The organism is Flavobacterium sp. SOK18b (genome assembly GCF_014156605.1).
GTDB lineage: Bacteria > Bacteroidota > Bacteroidia > Flavobacteriales > Flavobacteriaceae > Flavobacterium > Flavobacterium tiangeerense.
Map to the genome: position 1 here is coordinate 56,523 of NZ_QKNZ01000016.1, position 25,348 is coordinate 81,870.

A 25,348-nucleotide genomic window follows, 5' to 3' on the forward strand; every position below is an offset into this window, starting at 1 on the left:
GGCAGTATGAATTTAATTTTACTTTATTTTTTTATTACTTTTTGAGACTCAATAACATTTCCATCAACATCATAAAATAAAAGAATATAAACTCCAGACGAAATCTGTTCTACACCCCATGTATAACTAGCCACAGATTTAGGTATTTCTACTGATTTCAAAATCCTTCCTTGCACATTGACAAGTACTATTTTAGAAACAGTGTGACCCACATAAAAATTTATATTAAGCTGATCTGCAAATGGATTTGGTGAAACTTGTAATGAATTTATTGATGCATCAAAAGTCCCTTTTAGTGTTAAAATAGTTGGTGTGGCTAATGCGCCTAACACAACATCTTTTTCAAAAGCTACAACTTCATTTACATCAACAACAGAACCTTTATCATCAACAAATTCAAATCGAACTTTTTCGATATTTGATTGACCATAGACTGTTACAAAATAAGAAGTCTTTTTTGTAAGAGGGTTAAAGACAGGAAGTGTTTCACCTCTTAATTCAGTTCCAACATAAGCTCTTAATCTGTTATTCATTGATTGATTATCTCCCAGAACCTCAGCCACTGCATTCATTGTATTGGAATACTTTGAACTTACTGGTAAAACTGAGGATTGAACAATTTCCTTACTTGTACTTGATTTATTTGTCGAAGCACTGTAACTCAAATTAGGATAGAAGAAACTTCCTGATTGAGCAGTTTTCATCATATAACCCTCACCCGGTTTCAAGCTTGTCAAATCGCCTACCCATCCCACATTTTGAGTATATATTGCTAAATTGTATTGGTTTTTTATCACATCGCCTTCGCTAACATTTCCAAATCCAGCTAATGCTTGATTGATTGGCGTATTTTTAAAACCAACATATCCAATCCAGTTCCAACCTTTTACAACATCAATTTTTACTTGATCGCCTTTTAACAAAAGACCATTATATTTTAATTGATTTGCATTAGATAAGAATATCTTATACCCTTTTCCGCTTTTAATTCCTCCTGTAGCAGAAATAGTTCCAGTCCAACCTGCCTGAGTATCATAACCATCAAAAATATCAATGGAACGAATTAAATCTCCATTTTCAGCTTTAAGTGGTTTTAACAAATCATTCGTTGTTAATTGTTTGTTCGGGTTATAATTATAATCCAAATGAGTGGAAATCCAAGTCCATCCTTTAGGCAAATCATAAGTGTATTCCAGTACATCAACTGCTTTTAAGATCAACGGTTGAATAGCTGTGCCAACAACGCCATTTGACTCGAAAACATAAGTTGGAGTTACATCCCTATGAACCTGTCCATCACTAGCATTCCAAATTCGAAATTCGATTGCTTCTCCTGAAGTTTTATTACTATAGACACTAATATAAGCCTCATATTTATCTAATGCTTCTATGTATCTAAGTTTTGCTATCCCACGGCATTCACCGCCAACAAAAGCAGCTACTTGATCATTTGGATCCCTAGAAATCTCTCCATTAATACTCAACTGCGTTATAAAGTTCATACTGTACTGATAATTAGATGGGGTGTATTTCCAATCGGCAGGTAATGGTTTATAGACATCTAAAGAGAGATTCAATACTTCAGCAAATCCAAATTCGGTTTCTAATAGTATGTCCTGCACATAATTCCCAATATTCACATCCTTGTCTACCGTAAATGTAATAGACTTAGAACTCACTGGAGATAGTACTCCACTGCTTGGACTTGCAGTTAACCAAGAAGGCAAATTGTTTATAGAGTAATTAAATAATTTTCCACCCGTATTTTTAACCGTTGTTTCAAAAGTGAATCCTTTACCAGATTCAATTGCAAAATGTTTGTCTGACTCTGTCCAAACCACTTGATTTTTGTCAACATAAGCTGTCCAAGTAACTGGAGCGCGCATCGTATTTCCATTAATATCCTGAACATTTGAAACGCTAATATCTAAAATAACATTTTCTAATACTGCATCGGCATCACTAGTAGTCAAGATGATTTTATCTTGATTTGCAGAATAGCTAAAATTAACTTTTCGAACAGGTCTAGGTAATTTCACTAATGGTGTGTTTTGCATATACGCAACTGTACCAACAATACTAGCTTCTACACCGTTACTTCTAACAGCAGTCAAACCAGTAGCTGCAGATGTGTTTGAAGCTTTAAGTGTTTCAATTCCCCCTATATTTTCGTATTTGTCAAATGGCAAATATAAATCCAAACCAGCTTCATCTCCACTTAGCATATAACGCATATCACGTTTTATTTGCAATGCAGTACGAGCACCTTGCCAAACACGAACCTCATCAAGCGCTCCCGAAAAACGTTGTGCTTGCTGAGTTATACCCAAGGAATCAACCCATCCCATAGATCCAAGATGCAAGGCTGCACCACCAAATCCAGAAAATCCTAATGATTTAGACTCAGCTGAATTTTGCTGATTCCCATCAATATAACAAACTGTATTAGTCATACGATTGACAACCAAAGCAAAATGATGCCATTGATTATCAAAATAGTTAATAGTAGAAGCGTTAAACAAATTATTGTTATTTCTTACCTCTAATAATCCTGAACTGTTAACATTTACAGACCATCCATTTGTGTTTAAATCTGTATTATCACCTTTACCATTTGATAACAAAGTGGCTCGAGTAGTTCCGTTACCTTTAAACCAGAATTCAATACTAAAATCAGACACATCTAAATAAGCAGGTGACTTTACAGTAGGCGTTGTAAGTTCATTTGTTGCCAGTGCATTTCCTTTTAGAGCAACTTGCCAAGTTCCAGAAACAATAGTAGCATGTCTTTCTCTGACAATATCTTTTGCCAATACACCTTCTGTTTCTTCCATTGGCCAGTTTCCTAATAAACCAGGCTCATTGTTTTTCAATCTTTTTGTAGCAGCAACATTAATTTGCGCCACAGTAAGTGCTTTACCCCAAAAACGCAATTCATGAATATTTCCTTCAAAAGAAGGTTTTTGAGACAATCCATCTTTACCAACCAATATTTTACCTACTGCTTCATAATTAGGAGAAAATCCTGGAGTAGCTGTATCTAATAATCCATTGATAACCAATTTAGCTTCTTGAATAGAGGCATCATAGGCATAAGCGTAATGTACCCAAGTATCATCTGCAGGGATTGTTTTAGTAGAATTTATTTTCATTCCTGCTAAATTTACTTCAAATTGATTAGCACCATTAAATCCAACTGTTAACGCTTGAGCATCTGAAACACCTTGTGAAATCAATACTTCTGCACCTTGTCTTGAACGTTTTGCATAAAAGTCAAAAGAGAATGAGCGACGATTTAACTGAATTCCTTCCGGAATTTCCATATAATCATTGGCACCATTAAAATATACACTAGCAGGGTGCGATAATTTACCGCCTTGTACAACTCCACGAATATCAAAATTAAAAGGATTTAATAATCCGGCATTGATAGGTTCATTAAATTGTATCATGATCTCATCTCCTGAAGATAATACTCCGTCAGAAGGCTGGGGAGCACCAAAAGAAGAAGGATTGATACGATCAATAATACCCGATATCGTTGGTGAAGTATAGACCACATCTTGACCGTCTCCCGAACAAATACTTTGAATGCGAACATCGTATAAATCGTCATTCAACTTAGAAACATCCCAACTATATATAAAATCGTTTCCTCCTTGCTCGGTTAATAAAGGTGCTTTTCTGTCTACTTCTACTTGACCCGCAAGCAAACGAGCATCGGCATCACGATAATACATTTCTAAGAGCTTCCAACTAGTTTCTGACTCATTAGCGCGTTTATACTGAATCTTAACTCCTTTAAAACCTTGATAGTTTACGTCATAATTACCCACTTTCAAGGCTAATTTATTGTTCGCATCATAATTTACTGTCCACTTATTGCCTGGGCTTTCAATAGAAGCTTCGGCACAAACTGGAATATAATCGATATCCATTGCAACCATTTTCTGTATAGTTCCATCACAAGGAGATTCAAATATCAAAGTCAAATCTTTATAGTTGTACAACTTAGGACCTCTTAAAACAGTAATGGTTTGTCTTATTTTTTGTCCAAAAGGAATAGAAATCGGAATAGGTTGTACTAAATTCTCTCCATTCAACAAAACTACCAATCCATCTGGGTTTGAGGCAGGATCAACTGACAATTGATACGTTATAGCATCACTTGGTTTAGCTGGCAACAATTCAGTTTCATTTCTTAATTCTAAGTCAAAAACAGCTGCTTTGCTTGAAGGTACGTTACGCATTGTAGCTTTATCATTACCATTTACCAGCATTCCTGGTTTTTGAATTTGAACCGTACGAGCCCCTAACAATGGTTTGCTGTTATTTTTAAACAAATCGAATAACGTATTATATATGTCTTTCTTTCTAATTAGTGCAGATGTCGTCTTTACAATTTCTTCATCCCTTTGATCATTCCAAGGCTTAGGATTAATATTATAACCGAAAGGCACATTTGCAGCATATTTCGATGTAATTATGCGAGTTTGTTCTTCAACAATTGAAGTGATTTTATCTGCCCAATACCTTAAATAATGCACATTCGCTTTGGTTACTTCTAACTCTTTTTCCCTATCAAAAGGACAAGATGTTTGTCCTGCAACCACTTCAAAAATAGGGCCGTCGTTCCCTTTCCCTTTATACACATTTAAACTATATACATTATAAGGATCATTATCCTGAATGGTATAAGAAGTTGTTACCGCTTTAGCTTCTGAATTACTTTTACTCCAGCCAAAAGTTTTATCACCACCACCATGCGCAGTAACTGCTGGACCAACTAAAACCCCTGTTCCTAACAAGAATTTTGACTCAGCATCTATAGATGCACCTGCCATTATCTCAGAAGATTCTAAACGAATTTCCTCACTTTCAACAGTTGATGTATTGGTATAAGCAATTCCTGAACTAATTGAGATATTCTTTTTTTCTGGTGAACCACCATTAATAGCGGTATATTTCTCAATTTCATTGTTCATCAAAATTTCTTCCCAAGCTCTTATTTGATTGTTATACCAACGAACTTTATCAACGATCACTCCATTTACTTTTGGCGCTTTTGAACGATTGAATACATATGAATTTCCAGAATCATCAGCTGCATCATCTTTTGTATAATCATTGTTATTTCGCAAATTTAATAGACGAGGATCGTCATTATTCAATCCATAATTTGGATTTGACGCATCAAACTTTGATAAATAGACATCGGAATTGTTTACAAAATAAGCATTTCTAATATTTTTCAATTTAATGATAATATCATTTTTGATATGATCTTCAGAATACAAGAAAGTTGTTTTTCCTTTCTCTTTTTGATAATAAACTTCTCCTTTATCTAGCACATATTCCTTACCGTTACCATCTTTCACTTTAGGCCCTTTACAGTCGACACAAGTAGAGGCTAGTTGAAAATTAATATTTGTAGCACGACCTATTTCAACATTTTTAGCCGTTGAAATAAAGAAATCACCTTTGTCAAAAGCGTCTTCGCTTGAGATCGTAAAACTCTCGGAAAATGCTTGTGTACTCACACTTGTTTTCTCATCTCCTAGGTATTTAGACCCATAGGTTGAAGCTATTACAGCACCTTCAGCTTTTGCAAGACTAGTTTCAGAAAGAGGCTCTTTTATTTCAGTCTCAAATGCAACTCCAATTCCAAACGCCCAATCACCACCAGCAACCGTGCTGTTTGTTGTTTCAGTCGTAAAAGTACTTCCCTTCTCTATTGTAACACTACTTTTACTACCTGGCGGCATTCTAAGTGTTGTTTGTATAGAGACAGGAGCTTCGGTTACAAAGTCAGTCCCTGGTAATTTTGCAGAACCACTAACATATCCTTTATATAGACCGGTAGCATTAGTCGATTCTGGCCAATAAATGGTATAATCTCCTGTTTTTAATGCCATTGAAATGGATTTTACAAAGGAATCTTCTGGCCCTGCCCCTTTGATAATATCAGGATCTCCCCCAACAAAAGTATAATTAACACTTCCTTCCTCTTGCAATTCAAATTCATGTGTATTTCCTGTAAGTACTTCCCATGATTGGTCTGCTTTTTGGTAAGCTGCTTCACCTCCTTGATCGGCTTTGGCACTAATACCATTACTTACAGTTAAGGAACCATCTAAAACAGCTACTTCATCAGTTGCTGGATTTTTCAAAGGTCTTGTTCCTTTATAGCTATACACTTCGACCGCTTTTATGGTTGTTTGATAACTTTTTCCTTGTAAAAACATTGGATAAGGTAAATCCTCAGTTGGTACTGCAACCTCTAGGCCTGATGATTTATCGACAAATTTAACCGTAGTTTCACCTATTTGAGTTTTGGCAACGCTTCCTAATTTGGTATTTGGTAAATAATCAAGTGCTTTACTATTTTTAACCGTCATACTTGGAGTGCTGCGGTAAGTCAATGTTTTCGCTACATTGTATGTTGCTTTTTTGTTAACATATGCCGAACCAACTTTAACTGGAGCTTCAACTTCAACACCGGTATACGCATCCTCATCATCTAATTTTACGGATTGAATATCTTTCTTAAAAAACAAAGTCGCATCGCCCTCTTTGTATAATACATCTGAAAATTCATATTCTTGAGGAGGTAATGAAATTTCAAATTCTCCAGTTTCTGGATCCGTTTCTACGCTTCTTTTAATACGTGTATCTACAGATGTCAGTGTAAAAGTAGTTACACCAATATTATTGACACTTTGATTTTCTGGTTTTAGATTACCTTTATCTCCTAAAAAACCTAATATTTTTCTAGATTGAACCAATCCACCAACTACACGACCTACTAATTTATGTTTGGTATTATCTAAAACTTCAATCCCTGAAAGATTATCTTGAAAGTCATAAGTGCCAGTAGGTGGATAAGTTGCACTTTGAAACGTATGCCCATCTTTTCTAAACTCTAAAAAATGTTTTCCGATTGGTACATTTAAAGCAAATTGACCATTTTGATCGGTTAGTACAAATTTACCGTCTTTCATAGCTTGTTGTGCTCCATCGATCCAGATAGAAACCCCTTTTGAACCGGAACTTTTACCGGTTGTGCCTTCAACATTATCAAAGTTAAAAACTACAGAACCCGTAACATTAAATGAAGATTTATCTATAAAATCAATATTGTTTTCGGTGCTACTTCCCTCACCTAAATACAAAATTCGATTGGATGGAGAAAACGCATGAATCGAACCCGATAAAGTAATCGTTGGAGTAATATTAAAATTCTCTCCGGTACTATTGTACGATATTCCTTCAATTACATAATTACCATTAATATCACTAAAACCAGCAAAGCCCAATTGTACTTTTGAAGGCACGTCTTTACTCCAAGTTGCATTTATTAATGCGCCATCAATCTTATTATAAGCCCCTCCTTCTTTAGAAGAATCGAAAACATAAGGACCAAATCCTTCATCAAATCGCCAGTTACCTACAATGTTTGGAGTTTCTGCTTGTATCAATCGACCATAGTCACGTTCTACATCTGCATCAGATAAAGCCGTTTTATAGATACGAAACTCATCTAAGATTCCATTGAAATAATTAGACGTACCATTACTTCCTAAATAAATAGAACTACTAGAACTTGCCACTAACGAACCACTTATTGCAACTTCTTTGTCTTTTTTACCATTAATATACAATGTTAATTGACTACCGCTTCGAGTTGCAAAAACATTAGTATATGTGTTCACTACCAAATTTGCGTTAGAGGTTATGGTAGTACTTCCAATAGTTACAGTTACTTTGCTACCATTCGTTCCAATAGTAAAAACACCCGCTTGAGTTGCGACAGTTTTAATACCTGTTAACACTTTAGGTTTCAACCAAACAGATGTAGAAAATCCTGCGGTATTGTAATTAATTGATCTTGCATCTGGATTAATTTTTACCGTTTGATTTACTCCATCAAATGATAAAGCATTTCCGGTAATAGCCCCGTCTTTTTCAGCAACAACTTTAACATTAGGTACTGCAAAACCGCCAGTATAACTAATATTACCTGTTACAATTCCTGCAGGTAATCTAAAACCAATACCTGAAGCTAAGCCTCGTATTGAGGCTACTTGAGTAAAGGTTTTACCTGACAATAAATTAATATCGTAACTCACTATTTTATCCAAACCACAATCAGCAACAGCTACAACATAATACTCATATAATGTTTGCGCTAATGCACGGGTATCAGCCCAAGAGCGAGTATTCTTATCTATTGTAATTTGCAATTCAGGAACAACAACACTATTAAGTGTTCTTCTATAAATTTTGTAATTCCCAACAAAATCAGCATTTTGATCAGTAGTCCAATCTAATTGAACGATGTTACCAAAATATCCTTTTGATGTTTCTAGGTTTTTAGCAGCAAAAACGGCCGATAAATCTACATTGGTTACACTTAATTTATCTGTGTTATCCGCTTTAGTAAACACTACCGGAGTAGTTGTTTTACAATTATTAATTGCTAAAATTTTATAAGAATACGACTCACAAGTACTCACTTCTTTGTCTAAATAACTAAGCGCAAATCCTGTTGTTGCATTTCTAGTTTTTCCTTGAATCTGACTTTGATACAAATCTCCAATCGGAAGCTCTATAATGGTCTCACTTCCTTTTTTCAAATCTCTTCTCAAGATTCGATATTTTTGGTCTGTTGCATTTTGAAAATCAACAGCTAACCATTGTCTTTCATTCCAAGTTAAGCTAACACCTGAATCAGTTCCGGTTACCAAACTCATTTTAGCATTTATAGGTTCCAATGGATCATTAGGAGAAATACCTACAACATCATCCGCAGAACTTGCTCCTTCTTCATCAGGACATTTTCCGCCTTTGGCAGCAATTTTAAAATAATATTCTTTTCCACGATCTAATCCAGAAACAATATAAGATCTTTTGGACCCTAAAATTGTATTTGAAACAAGTGTAAAACCTGTTGAAGGATTGTCAGAACGATACACTACAAAATTAGTTGGACTTGATTGTGACCATTGCCATTTTAACTCTACCGTTCCATCACACCTATTCGTACTTGCCGTGAGCTCTGCAGGTATGGATAATGGATCATAAGCTGAACCATCAATTGACTTACTATCAATAATTTCAGTTTTCCATCTCAAATCTACTTTAGTATTAACAGCACCAGTAACACCTTTTACTTCATAACCTACCTTAGAAGAATCTAATGCCCAAACCACTTCTCCATCCTTACTTATCACATAGATAAAATCAGAGGCATTTAAACCTGATGGAATCGATAATTTATTCCACGCCAAATTTACTGAACCACAGCCTTGAGTTATTCTTAAATCTGGCATCGTTGGCAATACTGGAGTAGTATATGGAGCCGTTGAATTATGGGTACCGTTATGCGTAGCACTTACAGCAAGTGTCACAGGACCAACAAGAAATTCAGCTGGCAATGGAATAGTAAAATAAAGAACACCATTATTCCCATTATAATCCAAATGATCATAAGAAAAGGGATAATCTCTAACAATGTTCCAACGCAGTTTTTCTTCATCAATACATGGATCATTAGCATTAGTCAACCTATAATCAGTTCCCGCATTATATACTTGTTGCAGTTTGAATAAACGTTTCCCTGCTAATTCAATCTCTAATGTCTGTATATAATTGTCCCCTGCCTGACATTCATCATCTGATATAAGGGCAGAAAAATAAAGATTAGATCCAACAATCTTGGCATCCCAATAAGTTCCTTTAAAGTATTCTGCAACCCATTCTTTTTGCCCAAGTCTAATGTGATTAGCTTCTTGAGAAAAACCGAGAAACGAAAATAAAAGAAATAATAAAATAAAAATATTCCGTTTTTGAATCCAGAATGTAGCGTGTAGTTTTCTTTTCATATAAAATATAAATTAACAAATCGTTGCCAAAGATAAATGTTAAAAAATAAAACCACTAGCCCATTCGGACATTTCGATAGCCCATTCGGACATTTTTATAGCCCATTCGGAAATATTTATTTTTTTTTACATATATCATTGAAAAACAGTTAGTTAAATTAATAATTCAATGAGATAGACTGCTTTTTGCGGTAAAAAAAGATAAAAACCAGTAAATAAAAGTAAAAAATTCGATTACCATTGAAAATAAAAGGTTTCCTAAAAAGACCTGAAATACTCTCCTACACATCTGGGCGTAAGCGTGTTCGACGCGTCGAACGGGCTATATCATATATCTTTTGTTTTGATATCGTTCTACAAAAAAATATAGCAAAAACCTCTTACAAAAAAACATAGCAAATTTGGAAAACTCACTAGTTCCATCCATAATTTAAAGTATTGAAAATACAAGTCCTCGACTCCAGTACATTAGAATACAAACTCAAATTCAATTGCAAACCCTGCGAAATGGAGATTTAGGAAAAAGATGCTGAATTCGAAATTGAAGAAGATCTTTTTCATTAGACACTAACCACAAAGGGCACAAAGCTTACGCAAGGTTCGCAAAGATTTTTTCATAAAGTCTTTATGAACCTTTTTTAATTCAACACAAAGTCTTTGAGCTCTTCGCGTAAATCGTAATGAACTTTGTGGTTAAAAACATTTTTAGTTACTTTTACTATTCTAATATTCCACAACTATACAACACACTTCAAAATGAAAATACTACTCCTCGGCTCAGGCGAATTAGGTAAAGAATTTGTTATCGCAGCACAACGCATCGGGCAAACTGTGATTGCGGTAGACAGTTATGAAAATGCCCCTGCTATGCAAGTAGCGCATGGTTTTGAAGTCATCAATATGCTAGACGGCGAAGCATTAGACCGCATCGTTGCCAAACACCAACCCGATTTTATCGTTCCCGAAATAGAAGCCATTCGCACCGAACGTTTTTATGATTACGAAAAACAAGGTATTACCGTAGTTCCATCAGCAAAAGCAGCCAACTTTACGATGAACCGTAAAGCGATACGTGATTTGGCCGCCAAAGAATTAGGACTCAAAACTGCCAACTATCGATACGCCACCACTGCCGAAGAATTGACAAAAGCAGTAGCCGAAGTTGGAATGCCATGCGTGGTAAAACCATTGATGTCTTCGTCTGGAAAAGGGCAATCCACCATCAAAACAGAATCTGATATCGAAAAAGCTTGGCAATACGCCGTTGACGGTTCTCGTGGTGATGTAGTTGAAGTAATTGTAGAAGCTTTTGTAAAATTCAATTCAGAGATTACATTATTGACCGTCACGCAAAATAATAATACTACGCTTTTTTGTGCCCCAATTGGTCATAGACAAGAACGTGGCGATTATCAAGAAAGCTGGCAACCTGCCCTGATATCTGACAAAGACTTATACGAAGCCCAAGATATGGCGGAGAAAGTTACCGAAGCTTTGGGAGGCGCAGGACTTTTTGGAGTAGAATTTTTCTTGGCGGATGATGGTGTTTATTTCTCAGAATTATCGCCAAGACCACATGACACAGGAATGGTAACTTTGGCGGGAACGCAAAACTTTAACGAATTCGAATTGCATTTACGTGCTATTTTAAGTTTGCCTATTTTTGAAATCACCCTAGAAAAAGTGGGTGCTAGTGCCGTTATTTTAGCAACTGAAAACTCTGAAAATCCAAGTTTTACAGGAATAGAAAAAATTGCTGCTTTACCCAAAACTGATTTTAGAATCTTTGGCAAACCCACCTCAAGACCTTATCGACGTATGGGAGTAGCTTTAGTAAATGATAGTATTGAAACACCTATTGACATTGTTGTAGAAAAAGCGAAGAAAGCGGCAGCACAAATAACGGTTCACCCATAAGTGCATGCATTAAAACGTTAGACAAAAAATCTAAATATTTGCCAGTATGAAATTTAAAAATACCCTACTCTTGCTATCTAGTTGCGCGCTCATTATAAACAGTACATTATTAATCCTTGAAGTGACTTTTGTAAAGCCTAATTATTTGTATTTCATTAATACTGTTTGTAGTTTGTGTATTATTTATGTGGTACTAACAAAGAAAAAACAAAACATTTCCACCAAAAACTAATTTTTGGTGGTTTTAAAATTACTTGGAGTTATTCCCGTATGTTTCTTGAACAATCGGGTAAAATAGGAGTAATCTTCATATCCTAAACGTAAAGCGATTTCGTTCACCGTAAAATCTTTGTCAAACAACATGCGCTTGGCTTCGAGTAAAACTCTGTCCGTGATAACCTCAGTGGTGGTTTTTTGGAGTCTTTCGTTACAAATTCTATTTAAATGTTTCAGCGTTATGTGAAGCTGGGCTGCGTAAAAAGAGGCTGCTTTTTCTGTTTTGTAATGCTTTTCTAATTCGGTTTCAAAAGCTTTAATTTTCACATTGTAGGCATGTGCTTGATGCAAATTCGATTTCTGGTATTTACGCGCAATTTGAATATGAATGCAGTCTAAAAGATTCAAAATATAATCCTTTTGCCAAGGCTGAGTAGACTTTGATTCCTCGATAAGTCTTTCAAAATAGGGCACGATGGCCAATGTCTCGGTAGTTTGCAAAACAAGCTCGGGTTTATTATCCACAGCAGAATAAAAAGGATAGTCGGCAATATCTTTTTGTCCAAAGTAAAGATTGTAAAATTCCTGTGAGTAAAAAACAACATATCCTTCAACATCTTCGGATAAATGCCAATGGTGAATTTGTCCAGGTTGCATAAAAAACATACTTCCGGGCTGAATATCAAAAACATCAAAATCAATCTCATGCGTCCCCGAGCCTTGTGTAAAAAATACTAAAACATAGGAATTATGGCGGTGCGGTTCCTCTACGAAACTGTGCGTAACCAAATGATTTTTAAAGGTATTGATGTACAAACTACTGTTGACTGCATTGCAATTAAACCGCTGAATATTGTAAATGGGATACTTAGCCATGATATCTAAATGTCTTTATTGTCCTATAAGTAGCGAAGATAGAAAATATTATGCATCGCAATAAAAAATACCTTTGATAAAAATAAATATCATGTCAAACGCTATCGCGCATATCCTAAATAATGATTGTCCACAGTGTCAAAAAGGAAAAGTTTTTAATGAAAAAAGTATCTTTTTTACGTTTGGTTTCCCTAAAATGAACGAATACTGCTCGCATTGTCATTACAAGTTCGAGAAAGAACCTGGCTATTTTTTTGGAGCTATGTATGTCAACTATGGCTTAACAGTAGCACAGAGTATAGCCACTTATGGTATTGCTCAGTTTTTCTTTCAGGAAAGATTTGATTTGAGAATTATACCTATTATTGCCTTTGTGATAATCGTCTTAGCTTCGTTCAATATTCGTTTGTCGCGACTGTTGTGGATTTACATGTTTAAAAACTATTCGATGTAAAAAACAGGTATCTTTGTTTTTTTTTTATAACTTTATTACCATGAAAAAAATACTTTGTATAGCACTTTTAATTATGGCTACTCTAGCCAGTGCTCAGGATAAAAAAGAAAACCAAGAATCTAAAATTGTTGAAGCTTCATGTGGTCAATGCCAATTTGGAATGACCGGACACGGATGCGACTTAGCTGTTCGCATGGACGGAAAATCCTATTTTGTTGATGGCAGCTCCATCGATTCTCACGGCGATGCACATGCCAAAGACGGATTTTGTGCTGCTGTAAGGAAAGCCAAAGTTACAGGTAACATAGTTAACCAGCGTTTTGTGGCAACATCATTTGAATTATTGCCTGAGAAAAAGAAAACAGAACAAAAATAAAAGCGTTAATTCATCAAAATATTGCCCAATAAAGTGCACTAATTCTATAAAAAGTAAGCTCATTTCTATATAAAGTAGAGACTATTCACTTTAAAGCCAAAACTATTTTATTCGGTAGCAGCCAATTTGTGAACATTACAAATTTTACAAATTCTGGAGTATCAATATAAATGACAATATAGTCGAAAATCCTCTACCCTTTGCTTTTGAAGATTACCCTATCATAATCTAAAAAACATATTAAAAAACACATCGCTTCCAATTTTAGTATATCTTCTGAGTTTTTTAGCAAAATGAAATCATGGTTCCAAAAGCCATCGTTTTGGTACAAGACAGTAATTACTTGTAAAATAGAGTAGCTGTAAAGTATTCAAGAGTTTCAAGAGATCTACCAATTTGCAAAGGAAACTCCAATTCCAATAGTAGTTTGCTTGACATTATAATCAATCAAAGTCTCTCCGTAACCTTGAAAAATCTGAGCATGACCTCTCAAATGGCCATGAATCGGGAATACATAATTAAGTTGAATATTTCCTTTTTCAAAAGTACTAAACGAATGATTGATCAGCGTATAAAATTCATGCTTACCAAATTGTGCCGCTATTTCTAACTCTGCATCTCCAACATATTTGGTAATATTTGGATTTTCATCTTCCGTATCAGGCAGGCGATACCAAGGTCTAAAATTTACATTCCAGTTTTTATATTCATATCCAATGTTTAATACAATTCTATTCCAACTTCTTGACGTAGGAATGTCTTTCCCATTAGATTGATGGTTCAAAATAACCCCAAAAGTTCTGATTTTTCCTTTAAAAAGAGCAATATCTGCAGGGAAGTTTAAAATTATTTCGGGTTCATAGTTGAGTTCTCTAAAGGCTCTAGATAATTTTTTATTGTAAATCTGCCAATGCGCTATTTGAGTATATCCTACCCACAAATCACCAAACCCATTGAATACGCCTTCCATCACTTTAGTTTTAAAACTGATTTGAAATTTGGACTCGATATTATTAAAAATATTTTTGTCGGTAGTGTTAAATTCGCCACTTTCATTAAAAGGTGCTTCATTCTTTTTACTAGACCAACGCGCTGCAGCTATATAAGTAGGACGATAAGAGACAAACCTAAAAGTTCCTTGCTTGTCTATACTATCTAATTCCCATGCTTGCGACAAGCTTTTCCTAATAATCACTTTATCGAAATCTATTTGAGCAAATGATGAAGTGGTTATCATCATCATTGCTAGTACCACTTTGTATAATTGACTCATGCTATTTTTTTGAATAATTTTAAAAGCGCAAAGATATTTGTTTGTAAATGCTCATGGTTATACAAATCCAACTGATATTTGCATAATTACAACGTTTACAGAGGCTACCAAAGTTTGTTTTGGTAGCTTCTCAATCTATATTAAGTGCTCTCATATTTATCTTCCTAAATTTGTATAATAAAAATCACTAAATTTATATACTGTAGGAAATACAGTTTTACACAAAGCAAGCACTAGATAACATTCAGATCACTGATGGTTACAAGCTAATTTTGGTTTTAGATTCAAAAGTTGGTACAATCCTTATAGAATTCAATTTGGAGCACTTCGTAATTTAAACGATGACATTAAAAGGTTTTGGTAATGATTTGCTGTTAGAGAGAAGTTCATATACATGAGATAAAGACTTTAATGTGGTTCCGTTTTGGTATTTTGTAAAACACGTTTTCAACAAAACTCCCGAATTTAAAGATGTTTTATAACTACGTTCAAAAAATAATATATTACTGATGGAAAAGGCTTTAGAGAATGATATTTTAGGTACTATTGGTTCCCAAAAATATTTATGCACAATTACTTGGAGGAACGGCCAACTTATAATGGATGAACCCGAAAGCATAGGAGGAAAAGATTTAGGACCAGATCCATACAGTACGCTACTTGCCGCCCTAGCATCGTGTACACTTTCTACTTTAAGAATGTACATCGACCGAAAAGGATGGGACATTCCTGAAATCAATATTGCGTTAAATTTTAATCAGGAAGATGGTCCAACACCTACTACATTTATTTCAAGGGCGATTTATTTCCCTCAAACAATTGAAGAAGACATCAAGAAACGATTATTGAACATTGCCGAAAAATGCCCTGTTTCTAAAATACTAAAAAATAACATTGTAATCAACACCACAATATAATTATGGAGCCAAAGGACATCACAAAAGAATATACTAACGGTGAACTCACTGTGGTATGGCAGGCTGGCAAATGCATTCATTCTGGTAATTGTGTTCGCAATAATCCCGATGTTTTTCAACCAAAGGAAAAACCTTGGATAAAAATTGATGCTTCGTCCTCTGAAAAAATAAGAGAAACGGTAGACAAATGTCCATCGGGTGCTTTGACTTATTTTTAAAATACTCCTTAGAAATAAAATCAAAAAAGGCTGAATTCAATACAACTGAATCCAACCTTTTATCACTACAAATAATTAACCAAAATTATTTCTTTTTTAAATTGATGTTTTCAAAAGTGGAAACATCAATTACTTCCTCTGTATCAATATCAAATGAAATTAGGATCGTATCGCCAATCATTGTTACTGGCAACTGACTCGAAATTTGCGATGAGCCTACAAAAATATTAGGATAATCTTTTACTTTAAAATAATAATAGCTGTTGCCGTTTTTTACATCATTCTGAATTCTAGTAACGACGGTCTTCAACATTTTTTTATTTGACACATTGCCCGGATTAATCTTATTATCTGACATGTTGTACGCATTCTTAAATGAGGTTAATGCTTCACGCATCGTATTTCCAACACCTACAATGGTATAATCCGAAATAGCTACCATAGCAAACATTTTAACTAATCCGCCTTTATCTTTCAAAGTCATCACATACGTTGGAATGTTATTAATGTTGTAAGGAATAGGCAAAGATGCCTCATATCCTTTTTCTTGAACTTTACCCTGAGCCGAACTTTGGGCAGCAAATTCAGTTGCACCTCCTTGTTTGTAAAAAGTAGTTTCTTTTGTTCTGGTATCCACCAATACAAAACCCACAGCAGATTCGTCCTTTCCTACTGATGTCAAACCCGTATACCAATATGACTTGTTATCGTTTCCGTAAACCAATGTCAAACCTTCGGTAATTTGAAGTTTGTTCGCATTCGAAAAATTCCAATATCCATGCACGTATTCGCCCCAATCATTCAATTGATCTTCGATAAATGATAAAGGCTGAATTCTGTCCACCCATTTTGGTGTTTTACCAATTGAGTATTCTACAATAGCTCCAGTTTGTGCATTAACAACAGCTACACCAATAGCTTCTTTACCTGAGAAACCTATTTTTTTAGCATATTTAGTTACAATCCAAAACGGATTTCCAGCATCGTCAATTTCAAAACTAAAATCAGTCAAACCTACTGTGGCATTTCCGTTAAAATAGATATGCCTGTGAATATTACTTTGAAAAAAAGCTCCTTGCTGGTACTTAATTTTAATTGCTTTACCCGCTACGTTTTGTACCAATTTTACATCACGCTCATTGGTTGCTGAAACCATAACATATCCTGCTGTTCCTTCTTGATTGTTGAACCATTTAAAAAAACCAGAGTGTAACAAAGGTGCTACCCAATACAAACTATTATTTACTTTTTGAATACAAAAATCACCTAATTCTACTTGGCTACCTAGAGCCGGTTGCGAACCTAAGATTTTCTCACCCAGCAGATGTGCCAATTCTTCATCAACAACACGAATTTTATCTATTGCAATTGGAGCAATGTGATTGGTTATTTTGTCTCCATTTTTTACCTCTCCAAGCAACTTTTGGTACGAGTCAGAGCGAAACATTTTCAAACTAGTTACAAAGGGCAAAATCGTGCAATACCCCAAAACCACAAGAACTATATATACTAAAAAACGAGGAGGCTTCGAGACCACTTTTAACTGATTATTGGAACCTGAAACAGCAAATCCCGTCGAAAACAGCAAGGCCAAAACGGCTAGAATCAACAAAATAAAAGCGAAACCTGTAAAACCATAATTGAGAACAGGTAAATTGTTATAAAACAATAAAAACCCTAAAATCAGTAAGAAAATAAAAGTAAATGTCTTTTTCATTTTGAAAAGTTATTTGTGTACCAGATTAGTCTTCGTACATCAAAAAGCGTTACAGTACTATTCCGAAAAAAAGGAAACTATTGTCGCTTGTAAAAAAATAGTATTTTTGCAGCGAGATAGATTCGTAAATTCTATCCATATTTTTTTAAATTTTAAAAGAAACACATGAAAGCATACGTATTTCCTGGTCAAGGCGCACAGTTTACAGGTATGGGCAAAGACTTATACGAGAGTAATCCACTTGCAAAAGAATTATTTGAAAAAGCGAACGAAATTTTAGGATTTCGCATCACCGATATCATGTTTGAAGGAACTGCCGAAGAATTAAAAGAAACCAAAGTAACTCAACCAGCTGTTTTTTTACACTCTGTAATATTGGCTAAAACTCTAGAAAATTTCACTCCAGAAATGGTAGCGGGACATTCTCTTGGCGAATTCTCTGCACTAGTTGCTAATGGTGCTTTATCTTTTGAAGACGGTTTAAAACTAGTTTCTCAAAGAGCTTTGGCCATGCAAAAAGCTTGCGAAATTACTCCATCAACTATGGCAGCTGTTTTAAACTTAGACGACAAAATTGTTGAAGACATTTGTGCTTCTATCGATGGTGTTGTGGTAGCTGCCAATTATAACTGTCCTGGACAATTGGTAATTTCTGGTGAATACAAAGCTGTTGAATTAGCGTGCGAAAAGATGAAAGAAGCGGGTGCCAAAAGAGCCTTGATTTTACCTGTTGGAGGCGCTTTCCACTCTCCGATGATGGAGCCAGCTCGTGAAGAATTAGCAGCAGCTATTGAAGCTACAACTTTTTCAACACCAATATGTCCAGTGTATCAAAACGTAACTGCAAGTGCCGTTTCGGACCCGAACGAAATCAAGAAAAATTTAATCATTCAATTAACCGCTCCTGTAAAATGGACGCAATCTGTACAGCAAATGATTGCTGATGGGGCAACCTTATTTACCGAAGTTGGTCCTGGAAAAGTACTTGCTGGATTAATTGGAAAAATCAATAAAGAAGCAGTTACTGCCAACGCATAAGCTCGTTTTCAAACTAATAAAAATTCCTCATAGACCTGTGTTTATGAGGATTTTTTTATATCTTTAAAATATACAAACCCATAAATTAAATGAATATGAAAAAAGTAATTTTAGGAATAGCACTTTTAGCTTTAATTACTGTTTCTTGTAAAGAAGAAACGAAAGCTAAATTAGACGAGGCAAAAGATGCCGTAGGTACTGAATTAGAAGCAAAAATAGATACTGCCACTGTAAAAATGGACAAGGCTGTAGATACCTTACAATCAAAAACTGGCAAAGCGCTTGAAAAAGGTGCCGCAAAATTAGATGAAGCAGCTGCAAAGATGAAAGAAGCAGCTAAAAAATAAATAAAAAAAGCCAAATCCTAATAGATTTGGCTTTTCTTTTTCTCACCGCTTCTTAGCTTCTTCACAATGATTATTACTAATCCCAGTAATTAAAAATATAGAATCTTGTCTTTCAAAGAATATGTACCAAGTAGTTCGATTATTCGCTTTGTAAAAAATATAGTTTGACCCTAAATGACGGAGTTTTTGTGGAGTTGATTTATGCGGAAAACTATTAATTTCTAAGATAATAAAATCTACAATCTTATCAACATAAAGTATTGCATTCTTTTCGTAACTAAAATATTCTTGATCGAAGAGTATAGAAATCAATTCATCAAAATATAGTAGAATTTCTTCCTTAAAAATTACTTTTTCCAAGGATAGGCTTTTATTCTTTTATACATCTCAACTTTAAATTCCTCGGGAGTGAAGCCTTTTTTCACTTCTTCATCAAAATTAAAAGTAGCTCTATCAATTCCCTTAAACCTAATTTTTGAAGTTTCATAACCTATTGAAGGCTCTTCGGCTTTACTATTTTCAGATTTATTTTTTTCAGCATCCATGACTCATTTCTTAGTCTCACGAATTTACAACAAATTACTGAAAAGAAAAAATCCTGAATTATCATCGCGATAATTCAGGATTTTCATTCTATTTAGCAAGAGCGTCTCTAAAATCTAACGCTATAAACGAACTTTCTGTTCCCATTTCCAGGCACTTGCCATGGCTTCTTCTAGTGTTGATTGCGCCTTCCAACCTAAAACTTCATTAGCTTTTTCAGTACTTGCGTAAGCTGATGTGATGTCACCTTCGCGTCGACCCACAATTTTATACGGTAACTTTTTTCCGCTTACTTTCTCGAAAGTTTCAATTACTTCCAGAACCGAACTTCCCGTACCGGTACCTAAATTGAATGTCTCCACTTTGGTTTCATTTTTTTTATTCAATAAGCGCTGTAATGCAATAACATGGGCTTTCGCCAAATCAACTACATGAATATAATCACGAATGGCAGTACCATCAGGTGTAGGATAATCGTTCCCGTAGACCGATAATTCAGCTCGCAATCCCATTCCTGTTTGCGTAATAAAAGGCACTAAGTTTTGTGGTACTCCTAGTGGTAATTCTCCAATTTCAGCTGATGGATGCGATCCAATTGGATTAAAATAACGCAATAAAATAGCGTTGATATTGGTCACTTTGGCCGTATCAGTGATAATCTCCTCACCTATTTGTTTGGTATTTCCATATGGAGACATGGCAGTTTGAATAGTCGCATTCTCAGTAATCGGCATCGTTTCGGCTTGACCGTAAACCGTGCAAGAGGAACTAAAAATAAAATTAGCTTCTGGTTTTTGTTGTAATTCCTGCAACAAATAAATCAAAGCACTAATATTGTTTTCATAATACAACAACGGATTTTCAACACTTTCGCCCACCGCTTTTGAAGCTGCAAAATGTATTACTCCTGCAATATCATCATGTCTTTTAAAAAAATCTTGAACTTTATCTTTCTCTCTTAAATCAATTTTTTCAAATGCGGGCTTTACTCCCGTAATGTTTTGAATTCCATCTAATACATCCAAAGAAGTATTAGATAAATTATCAACAACCACTACTTCAAAACCTTCATTTTGTAATTCAACAACGGTATGTGATCCTATAAATCCTAAACCTCCTGTTACTAGTATTTTCATGTGTTATTAATTTTTATAAAAAAAATCTTATTAGCTTGTTTTAATTCATAAAAAAGACGCTTTGATTAGCGTCTTTTTTACTTTATTTTAAAAATTCTAAAACACTCGATGTAATGAATTCTATTTGTTCATCGTCCAATTCTGTGTGCATTGGTAAAGAAAGCACTTCTTTAACCAATTGATTGGTTACTGGAAAATCTTCTTCTTTATACCTAGTATCAGCGTATGCTTTTTGCGAATGCAACGGAATTGGGTAATAAATGGCACAAGGAATTCCTTTGTCTAACAAATGTTGCATCAATCCATTTCTATCGGCATCAAGAATTCTTAAAGTATATTGATGAAAAACGTGACAGTCGCAAATATCACAAATACTTGGTGCGATTATATTTTTGTGTCCTTCAAAAGCCGCAGAATATTTACGTGCAGCATCTTGTCTGGCTTTTCCGTATTGATCTAATAAAGGCAATTTAGCATTCAAAACTGCTGCTTGTATACTGTCCAATCTTGAGTTTACACCCACAACATCGTGGTGATAACGCTCATACATACCGTGATTTACAATTCCGCGTAGTTTGTGAGCCAAAGCATCGTCATTCGTAAAAATTGCTCCACCATCACCGTAACATCCTAAATTTTTGGAAGGAAAAAATGAAGTAGCCCCTACGTGACCAATTGTTCCTGCTTTCTTTTTGGTACCGTCAGAGAATTTGCAATTAGCGCCAATGGCTTGTGCGTTATCCTCAATAACATACAAATTATGTTCTTTGGCAATAGCCATAATAGCTTCCATATTGGCTGCACGTCCAAACAAGTGAACCGGGACAATAGCTTTTGTTTTTGGCGTTATTGCTTTACGAATCCCATCAATAGAAATGTTCATGTTGTACATGTCTACATCGACCAATACGGGAGTTAACTGCAACAAAGCAATTACCTCAACAGTGGCTGCAAAAGTAAAATCGGCAGTGATGACCTCATCGCCAGGTTTCAAATCTAATCCCATCATTGCAATTTGCAAGGCATCAGTACCATTGGCACAAGGAATTACGTGCTTTACATCTAAATATTCCTCTAGTGATTTTTGAAATTCATGCACTTTAGGTCCGTTGATATACGTATTGGTGTCTAATACTTCTTGAATAGAAGCATCTACAACATCTTTTATTTTTTCATATTGACTTTTCAAGTCAACCATTTGGATTTTTTTCATTTCGATTTTCAGTTTAATGTTCGAAAGAGAAGCCTGCGATTGCATTCTTGTTCCTTTCTTAAAACGAAGAACAAAAATAGTTATTTATGTCTTGATACCAATACAACGTTTCTTAAAAAGCGGGGAATGCAATAAAATAAAATTAGCAGTCTTGAAATTTAAAAAAATGATGCGTTAGAAATTCATTTAAAGAAACCGTATTTTAGCCCAAAATTTTTAGCCATGCTTTTTATCTACAATTTATTAGTTTTAGTTGCGAGTTTTCTTTTGAAGATTGTTGCGCTTTTTAGTCCAAAAATGAAACTTTTTGTAGACGGCAGAAAAGGTGTTTTTACGCAACTTGAACAGCAAATAAAACCAACCGACAAAACCATTTGGTTTCATGCCGCATCGCTAGGAGAATATGAGCAAGGATTGCCCGTGATTGAAAAAATAAAAGAACAATTCCCAAGTCATAAAATTGTCTTGACTTTTTTTTCCCCATCAGGTTACGAAGTCCGAAAAAACAATGCTATTGCTGATGTAACGATATATTTACCATTAGACACAAAGAAAAATGCACAACAATTTCTTGACCTCATTCATCCTGAAATGGTGTTTTTTATCAAGTACGAATATTGGCCGAATTACTTAAATGAACTTAAAAAACGCGACATAAAAACGTATTTGATTTCTGGAATTTTAAGAAAAAACCAAGCCTTTTTTAAATGGTATGGCGGCTTTTACAGAAAAGCGCTCGATGCTTTTACTTACTTTTTTGTACAAAATGAAAGTTCTAAAAAACTACTGCAGCAATTAGGTAAAACCAATGTTATAGTGTCTGGTGACACCCGTTTTGATCGCGTGGCTACCATTTTAGAAAAAGATAATGCTCTGGATTTTATTGCTCAATTTAAGGACAACACAGTTACAATTGTTGTGGGAAGTTCGTGGCCAAAGGATGAAGATTTCATTGTAAACTTCCTTAACTCGACTGCTTTGAATGTGAAATTTATTATTGCTCCTCACAATATTAAGGATGAGCAAATTCAAAAACTCAAAAACAGCATCAACCGAAAAACTGTTTTATTCTCTGAAAAAGAAAATAAAAACCTAGCAGATTTTGATGTTTTTATCATTGACACTATAGGAATTTTGACCAAAATTTACAGTTATGCTGATATTGCTTATGTGGGTGGAGGCTTTGGGAATCCTGGCGTGCACAATGTTTTAGAACCTGCTACTTTTGGTGTACCAATTGTTATTGGTTCTAATTATTCGCATTTTGCAGAAGCAATCGCATTAGTTAATATGGAAGCGTGTACTGCCATAAACAATCAACAAGAACTGGACGAAGCTTTTGAAAATCTGATTCGAAATGAAGATATCCGTCACGAAAAAGGGCATATGTGCAGCACTTTTGTACAAATGAATAAAGGCGCAACACAAATGATTGTGAGTAGAATTTAAGACCGAATTCAAACCAAAAAAAATCGTTTTTTAATTTTGCTAAACTTTTTGTTGCTACAAACTAAGCTTGTCTTTGAAATTGCTGGCTTGTCTTCGGGAAATTTCCACTTTGATATCTTTTGGAAGTTCTGCTAAAAGATTACCGCTAAACCAGGTTTCAATTTTGCCAATGTATTGCACATTTACAATTTGGTTTCTATTGGCTCTAAAAAAATATTTCTCGGGAAGTTTTTCCTCAATTTGGTTTAATGATTTACTGATTGTGGCTTTTTCATTTTGAAAAAATACTTTGGTGTAATTGCCATCGACTTCAAATAAGTAAATATCTGAGATTTTAACCAACCAGCATTTTTCACCATCTCTGATAAAAATCTGATTGTCTAAAGCCAGTTTCTTCTCATTTTTTTCGGCTCTTTCGATCAAGTTTGTATTTACTTTTTCTATCGCTTGTGCAAACCTTTTTGGATTGATAGGTTTTAACAAATAATCGAGTGCATTGTATTCAAATGACTTGATGGCATACTCATCAAAGGCGGTTGTAAAAACCGTAATAGGTACATTATCGAGCATTTCAAGCAAGGCAAAACCATCTTTTTCAGGCATGTTGATGTCCAGAAAAAGCAAATCAGGCTGCGTGTTGTTGATGAGTTCAAAACCCAAATCTACATTTTCGGCTTCACCAATTATTTGAATTTCAGGGTGATTTTTAATTAACTCCTTTAGCTCATTTCGAGCCAAACGAGAATCTTCGACTATGACAGCTTTTATTTTTTTCATCGATTACTAAGAAATAGGTAGTGTTATTTTAGCAATGACTTCATTTTCAACTTCATTTAGTGAAAAAGTAGCGCTTTCGCCGTAAATCAATTGCAATCTTCTTTGAATGTTTTTAAGACCTAATTGCGTAGTACCTTTTTGTTGCGAAAGTTGCCCTGTATTATTGACTTGAATATGTAAATCTGTATTTTCTTTTTTAATTTTCAACAGTAAAATACCGCCGTGTTTTAGTCGCGAAATTCCGTGTTTTATGGCATTTTCAATCAACATTTGAATGATCATAGGCGGAATTGGCAATTTTAAAGTCTCCTCTTCTATTTCTGAAATAAATTGCAATCGATCTTCCAGTTGAATTTTTGAAATGGCGATAAAATTTTCAACCATTTCAATTTCTTCCTCAAGTGCAATGGTATTGATTTCACTTTTTGTCAAAGAATACCGCAGCATTTCAGACAATCGCGTAATCATTTCCCTTGATTTCATTGGATTTTCCAGAATCAAACCGCGAATATTATTTAAACTGTTAAACATAAAATGCGGGTTAATTTGCCCTTTTAAAGCATTAATCTGTGACTCTTTAAGGGTCGATTCTAATAATAATTTTTCTTTATCAAAATTATTGGCTTTTTCTAAAAACTCCATATTACTGTAAAAAAAATACCAAACAGACAATACAAAACAATTTGTATAAAAAGTTAAAAAAATATTTGACATTTTTAACATTTCTAGCCAAGCCATTTCAGTAAAATAGGTAACGGGAAAATATAAAGCTAACCACAGTGCAATAGTTACACAGCTACTTATAAATAATAATTTTAAAAAGACAACAAACAAAACCTGACCTTTATTATTGTTAAAGATAACCCCGAATAAAAGCCATAATAAAAATTCAGAAACAAACAATTTGTAATGTCCAAACTTGATCATGTTTTCGATTTTACCAAAATATGTCAGCGCTAAACAAAGAAACCAAACAATTGGTATAAAGTATTTAGAA

General features: G+C 34.6%; 18 protein-coding genes. 8 read left to right on the top strand and 10 right to left on the bottom strand.

The window, feature by feature from the left end; genetic code table 11:
* Positions 1-23 precede the first annotated feature (23 nt).
* The gene (locus tag DNC80_RS03890) at positions 24-9,884 is read right to left on the bottom strand and encodes a LamG-like jellyroll fold domain-containing protein (RefSeq protein ID WP_182649387.1); all 9,861 of its coding nucleotides are present in this window, start codon (positions 9,882-9,884) and stop codon (positions 24-26) included.
* A gap of 756 nt (positions 9,885-10,640) precedes the next feature.
* Between DNC80_RS03890 and purT the strand changes: the two genes are divergently transcribed.
* Entirely contained in the window at positions 10,641-11,801 is a 1,161-nt protein-coding gene (purT, locus tag DNC80_RS03895) for a formate-dependent phosphoribosylglycinamide formyltransferase (protein WP_182649389.1), read from the top strand.
* 228 nt (positions 11,802-12,029) lie between these two features.
* On the opposite strand, the gene DNC80_RS03900 is transcribed toward purT, so the two are convergent.
* Positions 12,030-12,893: an AraC family transcriptional regulator gene (locus tag DNC80_RS03900; RefSeq protein ID WP_182649392.1), complete on the bottom strand. Its 864-nt coding sequence runs from the start codon at positions 12,891-12,893 to the stop codon at positions 12,030-12,032.
* A 91-nt stretch (positions 12,894-12,984) separates the two neighbouring features.
* Between DNC80_RS03900 and DNC80_RS03905 the strand changes: the two genes are divergently transcribed.
* A complete protein-coding gene (locus tag DNC80_RS03905; RefSeq protein ID WP_182649393.1) occupies positions 12,985-13,347 on the top strand; it encodes a DUF983 domain-containing protein in 363 nt (120 codons plus the stop codon).
* A gap of 40 nt (positions 13,348-13,387) precedes the next feature.
* Complete coding sequence (locus DNC80_RS03910; RefSeq protein WP_182649395.1) at positions 13,388-13,723, top strand: DUF6370 family protein; 336 nt, start codon at positions 13,388-13,390, stop codon at positions 13,721-13,723.
* A 388-nt stretch (positions 13,724-14,111) separates the two neighbouring features.
* Here the strand turns inward: DNC80_RS03910 and DNC80_RS03915 are convergent, their stop codons facing one another.
* Complete coding sequence (locus DNC80_RS03915; protein WP_220485201.1) at positions 14,112-14,996, bottom strand: phospholipase A; 885 nt, start codon at positions 14,994-14,996, stop codon at positions 14,112-14,114.
* A gap of 509 nt (positions 14,997-15,505) precedes the next feature.
* Between DNC80_RS03915 and DNC80_RS03920 the strand changes: the two genes are divergently transcribed.
* Entirely contained in the window at positions 15,506-15,913 is a 408-nt protein-coding gene (locus DNC80_RS03920) for an OsmC family protein (RefSeq protein ID WP_182649397.1), read from the top strand.
* Between the two features lie 2 nt (positions 15,914-15,915).
* The gene (locus tag DNC80_RS03925) at positions 15,916-16,131 is read left to right on the top strand and encodes a (4Fe-4S)-binding protein (protein WP_182649399.1); all 216 of its coding nucleotides are present in this window, start codon (positions 15,916-15,918) and stop codon (positions 16,129-16,131) included.
* A gap of 85 nt (positions 16,132-16,216) precedes the next feature.
* On the opposite strand, the gene DNC80_RS03930 is transcribed toward DNC80_RS03925, so the two are convergent.
* The gene (locus tag DNC80_RS03930) at positions 16,217-17,848 is read right to left on the bottom strand and encodes a hypothetical protein (RefSeq protein WP_182649401.1); all 1,632 of its coding nucleotides are present in this window, start codon (positions 17,846-17,848) and stop codon (positions 16,217-16,219) included.
* A 165-nt stretch (positions 17,849-18,013) separates the two neighbouring features.
* Here DNC80_RS03930 and fabD point away from each other — a divergent pair, with 165 nt between their 5' ends.
* Positions 18,014-18,886, top strand: coding sequence for an ACP S-malonyltransferase (gene fabD / locus DNC80_RS03935; protein WP_086453676.1), 873 nt, complete (start codon positions 18,014-18,016; stop codon positions 18,884-18,886).
* Positions 18,887-18,981: 95 nt separating this feature from the next.
* Complete coding sequence (locus DNC80_RS03940; protein ID WP_182649403.1) at positions 18,982-19,233, top strand: hypothetical protein; 252 nt, start codon at positions 18,982-18,984, stop codon at positions 19,231-19,233.
* 42 nt (positions 19,234-19,275) lie between these two features.
* Here DNC80_RS03940 and DNC80_RS03945 read toward each other — a convergent pair whose 3' ends face one another.
* From DNC80_RS03945 to DNC80_RS03960, 4 genes are all read right to left on the bottom strand, one after another.
* Entirely contained in the window at positions 19,276-19,593 is a 318-nt protein-coding gene (locus tag DNC80_RS03945; RefSeq protein ID WP_182649405.1) for a hypothetical protein, read from the bottom strand.
* On the bottom strand, positions 19,581-19,778 hold the full coding sequence (locus DNC80_RS03950) for a hypothetical protein (RefSeq protein WP_182649406.1): 198 nt from the start codon (positions 19,776-19,778) through the stop codon (positions 19,581-19,583). Before DNC80_RS03950 ends, DNC80_RS03945 begins: the two co-directional genes overlap by 13 nt.
* Before the next feature lie 120 nt (positions 19,779-19,898).
* A complete protein-coding gene (galE, locus tag DNC80_RS03955) occupies positions 19,899-20,912 on the bottom strand; it encodes a UDP-glucose 4-epimerase GalE (RefSeq protein ID WP_182649408.1) in 1,014 nt (337 codons plus the stop codon).
* Positions 20,913-20,994: 82 nt separating this feature from the next.
* Positions 20,995-22,125: a DegT/DnrJ/EryC1/StrS aminotransferase family protein gene (locus tag DNC80_RS03960; RefSeq protein WP_182649410.1), complete on the bottom strand. Its 1,131-nt coding sequence runs from the start codon at positions 22,123-22,125 to the stop codon at positions 20,995-20,997.
* Positions 22,126-22,347: 222 nt separating this feature from the next.
* On the opposite strand from DNC80_RS03960, the gene DNC80_RS03965 reads away from it, so the two are divergent.
* Entirely contained in the window at positions 22,348-23,574 is a 1,227-nt protein-coding gene (locus tag DNC80_RS03965) for a 3-deoxy-D-manno-octulosonic acid transferase (RefSeq protein ID WP_182649412.1), read from the top strand.
* A 54-nt stretch (positions 23,575-23,628) separates the two neighbouring features.
* On the opposite strand, the gene DNC80_RS03970 is transcribed toward DNC80_RS03965, so the two are convergent.
* Both DNC80_RS03970 and DNC80_RS03975 read right to left on the bottom strand, forming a co-directional pair.
* Positions 23,629-24,351, bottom strand: a complete 723-nt coding sequence (locus tag DNC80_RS03970; RefSeq protein WP_182649414.1) for a LytTR family DNA-binding domain-containing protein — start codon at positions 24,349-24,351, stop codon at positions 23,629-23,631.
* Positions 24,352-24,357: 6 nt separating this feature from the next.
* The coding region (locus tag DNC80_RS03975) for a sensor histidine kinase (protein WP_182649416.1) at positions 24,358-25,348 on the bottom strand (991 nt) is incomplete at its 5' end.

What these genes read in the sequence shown, in the direction of transcription:
- DNC80_RS03890 (WP_182649387.1), bottom strand. Translation starts at nt 9,884, where the DNA reads ATGAAAAGAAAACTACACGCTACATTCTGGATTCAAAAACGGAATATT.
- DNC80_RS03950 (WP_182649406.1), bottom strand. Translation starts at nt 19,778, where the DNA reads ATGGATGCTGAAAAAAATAAATCTGAAAATAGTAAAGCCGAAGAGCCT.
- DNC80_RS03930 (WP_182649401.1), bottom strand. Translation starts at nt 17,848, where the DNA reads ATGAAAAAGACATTTACTTTTATTTTCTTACTGATTTTAGGGTTTTTA.
- DNC80_RS03910 (WP_182649395.1), top strand. Translation starts at nt 13,388, where the DNA reads ATGAAAAAAATACTTTGTATAGCACTTTTAATTATGGCTACTCTAGCC.
- DNC80_RS03915 (WP_220485201.1), bottom strand. Translation starts at nt 14,996, where the DNA reads ATGAGTCAATTATACAAAGTGGTACTAGCAATGATGATGATAACCACT.
- DNC80_RS03920 (WP_182649397.1), top strand. Translation starts at nt 15,506, where the DNA reads ATGGAAAAGGCTTTAGAGAATGATATTTTAGGTACTATTGGTTCCCAA.
- DNC80_RS03900 (WP_182649392.1), bottom strand. Translation starts at nt 12,893, where the DNA reads ATGGCTAAGTATCCCATTTACAATATTCAGCGGTTTAATTGCAATGCA.
- fabD (WP_086453676.1), top strand. Translation starts at nt 18,014, where the DNA reads ATGAAAGCATACGTATTTCCTGGTCAAGGCGCACAGTTTACAGGTATG.
- purT (WP_182649389.1), top strand. Translation starts at nt 10,641, where the DNA reads ATGAAAATACTACTCCTCGGCTCAGGCGAATTAGGTAAAGAATTTGTT.
- DNC80_RS03925 (WP_182649399.1), top strand. Translation starts at nt 15,916, where the DNA reads ATGGAGCCAAAGGACATCACAAAAGAATATACTAACGGTGAACTCACT.
- DNC80_RS03940 (WP_182649403.1), top strand. Translation starts at nt 18,982, where the DNA reads ATGAAAAAAGTAATTTTAGGAATAGCACTTTTAGCTTTAATTACTGTT.
- DNC80_RS03960 (WP_182649410.1), bottom strand. Translation starts at nt 22,125, where the DNA reads ATGAAAAAAATCCAAATGGTTGACTTGAAAAGTCAATATGAAAAAATA.
- DNC80_RS03965 (WP_182649412.1), top strand. Translation starts at nt 22,348, where the DNA reads ATGCTTTTTATCTACAATTTATTAGTTTTAGTTGCGAGTTTTCTTTTG.
- galE (WP_182649408.1), bottom strand. Translation starts at nt 20,912, where the DNA reads ATGAAAATACTAGTAACAGGAGGTTTAGGATTTATAGGATCACATACC.
- DNC80_RS03970 (WP_182649414.1), bottom strand. Translation starts at nt 24,351, where the DNA reads ATGAAAAAAATAAAAGCTGTCATAGTCGAAGATTCTCGTTTGGCTCGA.
- DNC80_RS03905 (WP_182649393.1), top strand. Translation starts at nt 12,985, where the DNA reads ATGTCAAACGCTATCGCGCATATCCTAAATAATGATTGTCCACAGTGT.